Annotated in this window: 6 protein-coding genes; 5 read left to right on the forward strand and 1 reads right to left on the reverse strand. The window is 62.0% G+C overall.

The annotated features are described in order from the left end of the window. Positions 1-186: 186 nt before the first annotated feature. The 4 genes from aceE (at position 187) to msrA (ending at position 8,776) form a co-directional block, all read left to right on the forward strand. Entirely contained in the window at positions 187-2,832 is a 2,646-nt protein-coding gene (gene aceE / locus J7302_RS05660; protein ID WP_215371626.1) for a pyruvate dehydrogenase (acetyl-transferring), homodimeric type, read from the forward strand. Positions 2,833-2,988: 156 nt separating this feature from the next. Continuing rightward, positions 2,989-4,995 (forward strand): dihydrolipoyllysine-residue acetyltransferase, encoded by a 2,007-nt coding sequence (aceF, locus tag J7302_RS05665; protein WP_215371628.1) that lies wholly within the window; start codon positions 2,989-2,991, stop codon positions 4,993-4,995. 374 nt (positions 4,996-5,369) lie between these two features. After that, positions 5,370-8,066 (forward strand): putative bifunctional diguanylate cyclase/phosphodiesterase, encoded by a 2,697-nt coding sequence (locus J7302_RS05670; protein WP_215371630.1) that lies wholly within the window; start codon positions 5,370-5,372, stop codon positions 8,064-8,066. 62 nt (positions 8,067-8,128) lie between these two features. Next, complete coding sequence (gene msrA / locus J7302_RS05675) at positions 8,129-8,776, forward strand: peptide-methionine (S)-S-oxide reductase MsrA (RefSeq protein WP_215371632.1); 648 nt, start codon at positions 8,129-8,131, stop codon at positions 8,774-8,776. Positions 8,777-8,814: 38 nt separating this feature from the next. On the opposite strand, the gene J7302_RS05680 is transcribed toward msrA, so the two are convergent. Next, the gene (locus J7302_RS05680; protein ID WP_215371635.1) at positions 8,815-9,660 is read right to left on the reverse strand and encodes a 23S rRNA (adenine(2030)-N(6))-methyltransferase RlmJ; all 846 of its coding nucleotides are present in this window, start codon (positions 9,658-9,660) and stop codon (positions 8,815-8,817) included. A 147-nt stretch (positions 9,661-9,807) separates the two neighbouring features. Here J7302_RS05680 and J7302_RS05685 point away from each other — a divergent pair, with 147 nt between their 5' ends. Then, complete coding sequence (locus tag J7302_RS05685) at positions 9,808-11,610, forward strand: acyl-CoA dehydrogenase (protein WP_215371637.1); 1,803 nt, start codon at positions 9,808-9,810, stop codon at positions 11,608-11,610. The last annotated feature ends 399 nt before the right edge of the window (positions 11,611-12,009 follow it).

Raw genomic sequence — 12,009 nt, forward strand, 5'->3', positions numbered from 1 at the left:
TCGCAGTCTGTAGTTTTACTACGAAAGATTGTATCCAAGGTGCTGAAACCGTCGTCGATTTGTAGTAAAACTACACGAGCCCGGTTCTACCCCCGGTTAATCCAAGAATTTCGCCGCGGCCGCCCATAAGGCCGGCCGTGACCACTGGCATCCGATTCTGGAAGCCTTTCCGCCCTGGAGCAAGCCATGCAAGACCTCGATCCCGTCGAAACCCAGGAATGGCTGGATTCCCTGGAATCCGTACTCGACAAAGAAGGCGAAGACCGCGCGCATTACCTGCTGACCCGCATGGGTGAGCTGGCGACCCGCAGCGGCACCCAACTGCCGTACGCGATCACCACGCCGTACCGCAACAGCATTCCGGTGACCCACGAAGCACGCATGCCCGGCGACCTGTTCATGGAACGCCGCATCCGTTCGCTGGTTCGCTGGAACGCCCTGGCAATGGTAATGCGCACCAACCTGCACGACCCGGACCTTGGCGGTCACATTTCCAGCTTCGCGTCCTCGGCGACCCTCTACGACATCGGCTTCAACTACTTCTTCCAGGCGCCCACCGACGAACACGGCGGCGACCTGATCTTCTATCAGGGCCACGCCTCCCCCGGCGTCTATGCCCGAGCCTTCCTCGAAGGCCGCATCACTGAAGACCAGATGACCAACTTCCGTCAGGAAGTCGACGGTCAGGGCCTGTCTTCCTACCCGCACCCCTGGCTGATGCCGGACTTCTGGCAGTTCCCGACTGTTTCGATGGGTCTGGGCCCGATCCAGGCGATCTACCAGGCACGCTTCATGAAGTACCTGGAAAGCCGCGGCTTCATCCCCGCCGGCAAGCAGAAGGTCTGGTGTTTCATGGGCGACGGCGAGTGCGACGAGCCGGAATCCCTCGGCGCCATCTCCCTAGCCGGCCGTGAAAAGCTGGACAACCTGATCTTCGTCATCAACTGCAACCTGCAGCGCCTCGACGGCCCGGTACGTGGCAACGGCAAGATCATCCAGGAACTGGAAGGCGTCTTCCGCGGTGCCCAGTGGAACGTCAACAAGGTGGTCTGGGGGCGTTTCTGGGACCCGCTGTTCGCCAAGGACACCAACGGTTCCCTGCAGCGCCGCATGGACGAAGTCGTCGACGGCGAGTACCAGAACTACAAGGCCAAGGACGGCGCGTACGTCCGTGAAAACTTCTTCAACTCTCCAGAGCTCAAGGACATGGTCAAAGACCTCTCCGACGACGAGATCTGGAAGCTCAACCGTGGCGGCCACGACCCGTACAAGGTCTATGCGGCCTACCATCAGGCGGTCAACCACAAGGGCCAGCCCACCGTGATCCTGGCCAAGACCATCAAGGGTTACGGCACCGGTGCGGGCGAAGCGAAGAACACTGCGCACAACACCAAGAAGGTCGATATCGAGAGCCTGAAGCAGTTCCGCGACCGCTTCGACATCCCGGTAAACGACGACGACCTGGAAAAACTGCCGTTCTACCGCCCGCAGGAAGGCAGCGCCGAGCACAAGTACCTGCACGAGCGCCGTGCCGCGCTGGGTGGCTACGTGCCGCAGCGTCGCGCCAACAGCTTCTCCATCCCGACCCCGCCGCTGGAAACCCTCAAGGCGATCCTCGATGGCTCCGGCGACCGTGAAATCTCCACCACCATGGCTTTCGTACGCATCCTCGCGCAACTGGTCAAGGACAAGGAACTGGGCCAGCGCATCGTTCCAATCATCCCGGACGAAGCTCGTACCTTCGGCATGGAAGGCATGTTCCGCCAACTGGGCATCTACTCCTCCGTCGGCCAGCTCTACGAGCCCGTCGACAAGGACCAGGTGATGTTCTACCGCGAGGACAAGAAGGGCCAGATCCTCGAGGAAGGCATCAACGAAGCGGGCGCCATGTCCTCCTTCATCGCGGCAGGTACCTCGTACAGCAACCACAACCAGCCGATGCTGCCGTTCTACATCTTCTATTCGATGTTCGGCTTCCAGCGGATCGGCGACCTGGCCTGGGCGGCCGGCGACAGCCGTACCCGTGGCTTCCTGATCGGCGGCACCGCCGGCCGCACCACGCTGAACGGTGAAGGCCTGCAGCACGAGGACGGCCATAGCCACATCATGGCTGCGACCATCCCGAACTGCCGCACCTACGACCCCACGTACGGCTACGAGCTGGCAGTGATCGTTCGTGAAGGTATCCGCCAGATGGCGGAAGAGCAGCAGAACGTCTTCTACTACATCACCGTGATGAACGAAGCCTACACCCAGCCGGCCCTGCCGGCAGGTGTCGAAGAAGGCATCATCAAGGGCATGTACCTGCTGGAAGAAGACAAGAAAGACGCGGCCCACCACGTGCAGCTGCTGGGCTCCGGCACCATCCTGCGCGAAGTCCGCGAAGCGGCGAAGATCCTTCGCGAAGAGTTCAACGTCGGTGCCGACGTCTGGAGCGTCACCAGCTTCAACGAACTGCGCCGCGACGGCCTGGCCGTCGAGCGCCACAACCGCCTGCACCCGGAGCAGAAGCCTCAGCAGAGCTACGTTGAGCAGTGCCTGACCGGTCGCAAGGGTCCGGTAGTCGCTTCCACCGACTACATGAAGCTGTTCGCCGACCAGATCCGCCAGTGGGTACCGAGCAAGGAATACAAGGTCCTGGGCACCGACGGCTTCGGCCGTAGCGACACCCGCAAGAAACTGCGCCACTTCTTCGAAGTGGACCGTTACTGGGTGGTCCTGGCGACCCTGGAAGCCCTGGCAGATCGTGGCGAGATCGAACCGAAGGTCGTGGCCGAGGCCATTGCCAAGTTCGGCATCGACCCTGAAAAACGCAACCCGCTGGACTGTTAAGAATCGGTTTAAGAGCGTCGTGAGCGCAGCTCAGGCAAGGAGAGAACGGGCGAAGACGCGGAGTTTACATCCAGTAAATGAGCAGTCTGAGTCCGTTTTCGACACAGCATGAGCAAGCGCAACAGCAATTAAACAGGTTCTCTGAGGAGACGCATTGTGAGTGAATTGATTCGCGTACCCGATATCGGCAGCGGCGAAGGTGAAGTGATCGAGCTGTTCGTCAAAGTGGGCGACCGCATCGAGGCCGACCAGAGCCTGCTGACCCTGGAATCCGATAAGGCCAGCATGGAGATCCCGGCGCCCAAGGCCGGGGTGATCAAGAGCCTGAAAGTGAAGCTGGGCGACCGCCTGAAAGAAGGCGACGAGCTGCTCGAACTGGAAATCGAGGGTGCCGCCGCCGCGGCACCGGCGGCTGCCGCCCCGGCGCCCAAGGCCGAGAGTCAGCCTGCTGCCGCTCCGGCCCAGGCTGCCGCGCCGGCAGCCGTCAGCGAAAGCGTGCAGGACATTTTCGTCCCGGACATCGGCTCGGCCGGCAAGGCCAAGGTCATCGAAGTACTGGTCAAGGCCGGTGACAGCGTCACGGCCGAGCAGTCGCTGATCACCCTGGAGTCCGACAAGGCCAGTATGGAGATCCCCTCCCCCGCCGCCGGCGTCGTGGAGAGCGTCGAAGTGAAGCTGGACGCCGAGGTCGGCACCGGCGACCTGATCGTCAAGCTGCGTGTAGCAGGTGCTGCTCCGGCTGCGCTCGCCCAGACCGCAGCACCGGCACCGGCTGCAGCCCCCGCCACCGCACCGGCAGCGGCAGTGGCAGTGGCAGCGGCGCCTGTAGCTCCGACAGCAGCCTCCGTGCAGGACATCAAGGTTCCGGACATCGGCTCGGCCGGCAAGGCCAAGGTCATCGAAGTGCTGGTCAAGGCTGGCGACACCGTCGAGGCCGAACAGTCGCTGATCACCTTGGAGTCCGACAAGGCCAGTATGGAGATCCCCTCCCCCGCCGCCGGCGTCGTGGAGAGCGTCGAAGTGAAGCTGGACGCCGAGGTCGGCACCGGCGACCTGATCGTCAAGCTGCGTGTAGCAGGTGCTGCCCCTGCAGCGGCCGCTGTAGCGCCGGCCCAGGAAAGCCAGCCGGTGCACCGCGTGCCGGCCGGCGCCCACCCGCTCGTGGCCGCCGAGGTCAGCGCGATTGCCGCTCTATCAGCCGCAGCTGCGGGCAGCCCCGGCATGCCAGGGCGCTCGAGCGGCGCCAAGGTCCACGCTGGCCCCGCCGTCCGCCAGTTGGCTCGTGAGTTCGGTGTCGAGCTGAACGCCGTACCAGCCAGCGGTCCACACGGCCGCGTCCTCAAGGAAGACGTGCAAGCCTACGTCAAGGCAATGATGCAGAAGGCCAAGGAAGCTCCGGCAGCTGCTGCTGGCGTGACCGGTGGTGCCGGCATTCCGCCGATCCCGGAGGTGGATTTCAGCCGCTTCGGCGAAATCGAAGAAGTGGCCATGACCCGCCTGATGCAGGTAGGTGCTGCCAACCTGCATCGCAGCTGGCTCAACGTCCCGCACGTCACCCAGTTCGATTCGGCTGACATCACCGAGCTGGAAGCCTTCCGCGTGGCCCAGAAGGCGGTGGCGGAAAAGGCTGGCGTCAAGCTGACCGTGCTGCCGCTGCTTCTCAAAGCCTGTGCCTACCTGCTCAAGGAACTGCCGGACTTCAACAGTTCGCTGGCCCCGAGTGGCAAGGCGCTGATCCGCAAGAAGTACGTGCACATCGGCTTTGCCGTGGATACTCCGGACGGCCTGCTGGTGCCGGTGATCCGCGACGTCGACCAAAAGAGCCTGCTGCAACTGGCCTTTGAAGCCGCCGAACTGGCGGAAAAGGCGCGCACCAAGAAGCTCTCTGTCGACGCCATGCAGGGCGCCTGCTTCACCATTTCCAGCCTCGGTCACATTGGCGGCACCGGCTTCACGCCGATCGTCAATGCGCCGGAAGTGGCGATCCTCGGTGTTTCCAAGGCAACCATGCAGCCAGTTTGGGACGGCAAGGCCTTCCAGCCGCGCCTGATGCTGCCGCTGTCGCTGTCCTACGACCACCGTGTCATCAACGGTGCTGCTGCCGCTCGCTTCACCAAGCGTCTTGGCGACGTACTGGCGGACATACGCACGATGCTGCTGTAACCCCTTGCTTCATTGCGAGCACGCCACGCTCGTACCTCAACCCCGCCCAATACGGCGGGGTTTTTTTTCAGTTGTGTACACCAATCCGTGAAGCGCTGACTTTGCGCTGGATAGGCAATCTGGCGCGGAAGCAATTCGATATTTCATAAAAAGTCATTGAATCCATACAGTTGGAATCAAACGTTAAAAAAATACTTGAAATGCAGCGCATCAGCGCAAAACTCGGAACTACACTCCTTCAGGAACGCGAATGCTTGTGCCTACAGGCCTAGGGTTGCTTGCCAGTGCCAACAGCATGATGCACGCTTGCCCGATGGTTTAAGGAAGTTAGGCAGGGCCACGCCCCCGCCGGCCACGTGGATACCCAGCGCCGAATGAAAAGCCATCCCGATGCCACCAACCGTGCGGTGGCCGAGGTAGTGACGCAGTTGCCAGTGCCCTCCCGACTGGGCCTGATGCGTTTCGAGCGGCTCAATGAAGCGAGCTGGGCACTGCTTTTCCTCGATCCCGCCTGCGAGCGCAGCATCGGACTTCCCGCCAGCGAACTCTGCGGCTTCCTCGATGCGCCCTTCGCCAGCCTGATGGAGCCTCAGGTTCGCTACAGCCTGCATGACGAAGTCCAGCGGCAGCTGGCCGAACACCGACACTATTCCATCCATTACACGTTGCACAGTCCGAACGGACCGTTGCGTCTGCTGGAAATTGGGGAAGCCTTCCAGCAACACGGGCGCCAGTTGCTGCGCGGTTACCTGGTCATTCCAGGGGGCGTCGATGAGCCCCGGGCAGCGCAGAAAGGTCTCGACCTCGAAGCCCAGAATTCGTATCTGCGTAGTTCACTGGCGCGCTATCAACGCGCCCAGGAAGACCATGTGCAGCATCTGGTCCGCTCGCAGGCCCAGCAAAGTCTCATCGTTCGCCTGGCCCGTCATCGCTACACGTCCAGCGACCCGGCCCAGGAAGCCGCGCGCCTGATCTCCCAGGCCGCCTCGGAGGCCTACGACGTAGCTCGCAGCGGGATCTGGCTACTGGAAGGCAGCCAACTCTCGGCGATCAGCCTCTATCGCCGTGACCAGGCGCACTTCGAGCAACCGTTGTCCGTTGATATCAGCCTCTACCCCCGCTACCTCGAAGCCCTGCACAGTGGTCGCGCCATTGATGCGAGCGATGCCCTGAGCGACCCCCGAACCCGCGAACTTGCCGATACCTACCTGAAACCGGAAGGCGTCTCGGCGATGCTCGATGCCAGCATCCGTATAGGCGGTGAGGTGGTCGGCGTACTGTGCTTGGAGCACACCGGAGCCTCGCGAGTCTGGCAGACCGATGAAATTGCCTTCGCAGGCGAGCTGGCCGACCAGTTCGCCCAAGTGCTGGTGAACCAGCAGCGGCGTCACGCTACCAGTGCCCTGCACCTGTTCCAGCGCGCGGTCGAACAAAGCGCCAGCGCCTTCCTGCTGGTGGATCGCGACGGCCTGGTGGAGTACGTCAACCCGAGTTTCACCGCCATCACCCAATACAGCGCCGAAGAAGTCCACGGCCGCCGGCTATCCGAGCTACCAGCCCTGGAGAACTTCAGCGACCTGCTCTTCGATACCGGTTCGGGCTTGGCAGCCTGCAACAGTTGGCAAGGAGAGTTCCGAAGTCGGCGCAAGAATCTCGAGCCTTACTGGGGCCAGCTGTCGATCTCCAAGGTATTCGGCGAGGGCGGCGAGCTGACTCACTACATCGGCATTTACGAAGACGTCACCCAAAGCAAACTGGCCCAGCAGCGCATCGAGAAGCTGGCCTATTCGGACAACCTCACCGGCCTTGGCAATCGCCCGTATTTCATCCGTACGCTCGAGGAGCGCTTCCAGAGCGACCGCGAAACGCCCCTCTGCCTGCTGCTGGTGGACATCGACAACTTCAAGCGGATCAACGATAGCCTCGGTCACCAGACTGGCGACAAACTGCTGGTGAGCCTGGCCCGGCGCCTGCGCAACAGCCTGAGTCCTTCGGGCGTGCTCGCCCGCTTTGCCAGTAACGAGTTCGCCGTGCTGCTGGACGGCGCCGACCTGGAAAGCGGCCAGCAGATAGCCGGTCAGGTCCTCAAGACCCTGGACAAGCCACTGTTCGTCGATAACCAGCTGATCAGCGTCACCGGCTCGCTTGGGCTGGCCTGCGCCCCCGTACATGGGCGCGACCCGCAAACACTGATGAAGCACGCCGGTCTTGCCCTGCACAAGGCCAAGGCCAACGGCAAGCATCAGGTGCAGCTGTTCACCGAAGTCCTGAATGCCGAGGCAAGCTACAAGCTGTTCGTGGAGAACAACCTGCGCCGCGCCCTGGCCCAGAACGAACTGGAAGTATTCTACCAGCCCAAGCTGTGCCTGAAGACCGCAAAGCTCCTGGGCATGGAGGCGTTGCTGCGCTGGCATCATCCAGACAAAGGCATGATCAGCCCCGACCAATTCATCAGCGTGGCCGAAGAAACCGGAATGATCATTCCCATTGGCAAATGGGTGATCCGGGAAGCTTGCCGCATGAGCCACCGCCTCCAGTCCGCCGGGCTCGGGCAGTTACAGGTCGCGATCAACCTGTCCCCAAAGCAGTTCAGCGACCCCGACCTGGTCGGCTCGATCGCTGCCATTCTGGACGAGGAGCAACTGCCGCCCGCACAGCTCGAGCTTGAGCTGACCGAAGGGTTGCTGCTGGAGGCTACGGACGATACCCGGCACCAGCTCAACTGCCTGAAAGATCTCGGCGTCACCCTCGCCATGGACGATTTCGGCACCGGCTATTCGTCGCTGAGTTACTTGAAGAAATTCCCCATCGACGTAATCAAGATCGACCGCAGTTTCATCAAGGACATTCCCGAGAACCAGGACGACAAGGAAATCACCTCCGCCGTGATTGCCATGGCGCACAAGCTCAAGCTCAAGGTGGTCGCGGAAGGGATCGAGACGCCGGCGCAATTGGGCTTCCTACGGCGCCAGCAATGCGACGTCGGCCAGGGTTACCTGTTCGACAAGCCGATTGCCGGTCAGCAGCTGCTGCAATACCTTGGCCGTTATCCGTCACGCGCCGGGGCCTGAGTCGCGGTAACATCCTGGTCACTGTGGTTCCCCCCTCGGATCCCCCAACCAGGAGAAGGCTGATGGTCCTGCGTTCGCAAATTCTCGCTCACAAACTCGAGCTGCCTACGGAAGCACAAGCCCTGCCCGGGCGCGAGACTCCCATGCCGGTGCCCGACAGCCACTACGTCAACGGTCGCCCCCTACAACCGCCCTTCCCGCAGGGCCTGCAAATGGCGCTGTTCGGTCTGGGCTGTTTCTGGGGAGCCGAGCGGCGCTTCTGGCAGCAGCCTGGAGTCTGGACGACGGCCGTTGGCTACGCCGGCGGTTTTACGCCTAATCCGACCTATGACGAGGTTTGCTCCGGACTGACCGGACACGCGGAAGTGGTGCTGGTGGTGTTCGACCCGCAGCAGATCCGCTACGAAGACTTGCTGCGGGTGTTCTGGGAAGCGCACAACCCGACTCAGGGCATGCGTCAGGGCAACGACGTCGGGACCCAGTACCGATCGACCCTTTACTGCTACAGCCCCGAGCAACTGGCAGCTGCGCGCACCAGCCAGGAACGCTTCCAGGCCGAGCTGGAAAAGGCCGGGCTGGGTGCCATTACCACCGAGATCATCGAAGCCCCCACCTTCTACTACGCCGAGGCCTATCACCAGCAGTACCTGGCAAAGAATCCCAGTGGGTATTGCGGCCTGGGCGGCACCGGCGTCTGCCTGCCTGCCTGAGAAAGGCTGGACCAACGATGGGTGCAGCCCGTCGCTTTCTACGGTTTCGCTTCCTCGATCAACCAGTCGAGCTGCCAGCGCCCCTGGCTTTGCGCCAGGCGCTCGGCCAGCCAGGGCAGGACCTGACGTAGCTCATCCTCCAGGCCCCATGGCGGGTTGGCAATCGCCAGTCCTGAGCCATTGAGCCCAATTGCGTTGTCTGCCGGATGCACCATCAGTTCGGCGCGCAGCAGCTTGGGCGCCCCGCTTGTTTCGAGCCCTTGGTAGAAACGCTTGAGCTGACGCTGATCCTTGATCGGATACCAGATGGCCACCACCGTCTGGCGCATTCGCCCGACGGCCTCCTTGAGTGCCGTCACGCAGCGGCCCAGCTCATCGGCCTGCTCGAAGGGCGGGTCGATCAGCATCAACGCGCGCTTCTCCGCCACCGGCAATCGCGCACGTGGCATGTGCCAGCCTTCGCCCAGTTGCACGGCCACCCGACGATCGCCGGCCATGTTGTCCTTGAGCAGCAGGCCATCCTCCGGGTGCTTTTCGTTCAGTTGCAGGCGATCCTGGGGACGGGTCAGGCGACGTGCCAGTTCCGGTGAGCCGGGGTAGTAGCGCAGCTGGCCATCCGGGTTCAGCTCATGGATCACCCGCAGATAATCGGCCATGGGGGCCGGCAGGTCGGCCAGGCCCCAGAGGCGGCCGATGCCTTCGCGCCATTCGTCGGTACGACTGGCCTGGTCACCTTGCAGGTCGTACAGGCCCACGCCAGCGTGGCTGTCGAGGTAGGCGAAAGGTGCCTCCTTGCGCGACAGCAAGGCAATCAGGCGGGCCAAGGTGAAGTGTTTGAGCACGTCGGCATGGTTGCCGGCGTGGAAGGCATGGCGGTAATTCATTGGGTCAGGTCCTCGCAAGGTGCGCAGTTTACCAGCCGGAGCTCGTTTGATGACGGCGAGGTTTTGCTGCTTTATCACGCCAATGGATGTTGCTAGGAGACCTTCATTCACCGATCTAGACTCCAAACATCCAACCGGAGAGCCACCATGTCCGAGACCCTGCTTAGTTCCCGTAACCTGGCCTTCGAGCTCTATGAAGTGCTGGACGCCGAAGCCCTGACCCAGCGGGAGCGCTTTGCCGAGCACTCTCGCGAGACCTTCGACGCCGCCATCGGCACGGCTCGCGGCATCGCCGAAGAACTCTTCGCGCCGCACAACCGCAAGAACGACGAGAACGAGCCGCAGTACGTCGACGGTGGCGCCGTGCTGATCCCCGAAGTCAAACCGGCACTGGAAGCCTTCATCGAGGCCGGCTTCCTCAATGCCACCCGCGATTTCGAAGTGGGCGGTATGCAGCTGCCCAACCTGCTGTCCCAAGCCTGCTTCGCGCATTTCCAGTCGGCCAACATCGCCACCAGCTCCTACGCCATGCTGACCATGGGCGCCAGCAACCTGATCGAGAGCTTTGGCAACTCCGAGCAGAAGCAGCGCTTCCTCACCCCCATGATCGAAGGCCGTTTCTACGGCACCATGGCGCTCACCGAGCCGCATGCCGGTTCCTCGCTGTCGGACATCCGCACCCGCGCCGAACCGGCCGCCGATGGAACCTACCGCATCAAGGGCAACAAGATCTTCATCTCCGGCGGCGACCAGCCGATCTCCGAGAACATCGTGCATATGGTGCTGGCCAAGCTTCCGGACGCCCCGCCGGGGGTCAAGGGTATCAGCCTGTTCATCGTGCCCAAGTTCCTGGTCAACGAGGATGGCAGCCTTGGCAAACGCAACGACGTGGTCCTGGCCGGCCTGTTCCACAAGATGGGCTGGCGTGGCACCACCTCCACTGCGCTGAACTTCGGCGACAACGGCGAGTGCGTCGGCTACCTGGTGGGCAAGCCCCACGCTGGCCTCTCCTACATGTTCCAGATGATGAATGAAGCGCGTATAGGCGTTGGCATGGGCGCGATCATGCTGGGTTACGCCGGCTATCTCTACTCCCTGGAATACGCCCGCCAGCGCCCGCAAGGTCGCCACCCGGACGGCAAGAATCCAACTTCCGCCCAGGTGCCGATCGTCGAGCACGCCGACGTGCGACGCATGCTGCTGACCCAGAAAGCCTATGTGGAAGGCGCTTTCGATCTCGGTCTCTATGCCGCGCGCCTGTTCGACGATACCCAGACCCTGGCCACCGCTGAAGAACGCCAACAGGCCCATGAACTGCTCGACCTGCTGACGCCGATCGTCAAATCCTGGCCCTCGGAGTTCTGCCTGAAGGCCAACGAACTGGCGATCCAGATTCTCGGTGGACACGGCTACACCCGCGAATACCCTGTGGAGCAGTACTACCGCGACAACCGCCTGAATCCGATCCATGAAGGCACCCACGGCATCCAGTCGCTGGACCTGCTGGGCCGCAAGGTGTCGCAGAACAACGGCGCCGGCCTCAAGCAGCTGACGCGCCTGATCCAGGCTTGCTGCCAGCGCGCCGCCGCCTCTGAATCGCTCGATCCGCTGCGCCAGCCGCTGGAAAATCTGGTAGTGCGACTCTCCAGCGTGACCCTGGAACTGCTCGGCGACCTGATTCAAGGCAAGGTCAACCAGGCACTGGCCAATTCAGCGCTCTACCTCAAGGTCTTCGGTCACGCCGTGATCGGCTGGCGCTGGCTGGAGCAGGCAATCTGCGCCGAAGAAGGACTGGCCCGCGGTAACTCAGCGGATGCCGACTTCTACCTGGGCAAGCTGCAAGCCGCCCGCTACTTCCTGACCTGGGAAGTGCCCAGCTGCCACCACGACCTGGCCCTGCTCGTGGCCCGTGACGACACCTGCCTGACGATGCAGGACAACTGGTTCTGACCCCTTCCAGGGTTACTCATGCCCCGCGCACATGCGGGGCTTTTTTATCTTCGGTCCCGCCCCTCGCCTACCGCCTTTGAAATCCCGCATGTCTTGCCCCCCAACATTCATATCTCCTAAAAAAATTTCAAACCAACCTCTTATAGCCATTTAAAACTAATAGCTGACAGGGTTTTCCTTCAGCTGAAATAACGTTTTATCAGGCCAATCCATTCACACTAGTTACAACTTGAAGGGTCACGAAAACCAGCTAACGTGAACTTGGCATTGCCCAGGATGGCTCGCCGCCCCCTCTATCTTGCTCGCTTCGAGCAGCCATCTGCGGCAATTACCTTCGTCCCAGACAGTAAGGAAATTGTCACTCATGCTTGATCAGTCTGCTCTTGATCTGGATCAGAA

Source organism: Metapseudomonas boanensis (assembly GCF_018704125.1).
Taxonomy (GTDB): Bacteria; Pseudomonadota; Gammaproteobacteria; order Pseudomonadales; family Pseudomonadaceae; genus Metapseudomonas; species Metapseudomonas boanensis.

Coding starts and splice junctions, on each gene's coding strand:
- aceE (WP_215371626.1), top strand. CDS start 187: ATGCAAGACCTCGATCCCGTCGAAACCCAGGAATGGCTGGATTCCCTG.
- J7302_RS05670 (WP_215371630.1), top strand. CDS start 5,370: ATGAAAAGCCATCCCGATGCCACCAACCGTGCGGTGGCCGAGGTAGTG.
- msrA (WP_215371632.1), top strand. CDS start 8,129: ATGGTCCTGCGTTCGCAAATTCTCGCTCACAAACTCGAGCTGCCTACG.
- J7302_RS05680 (WP_215371635.1), bottom strand. CDS start 9,660: ATGAATTACCGCCATGCCTTCCACGCCGGCAACCATGCCGACGTGCTC.
- J7302_RS05685 (WP_215371637.1), top strand. CDS start 9,808: ATGTCCGAGACCCTGCTTAGTTCCCGTAACCTGGCCTTCGAGCTCTAT.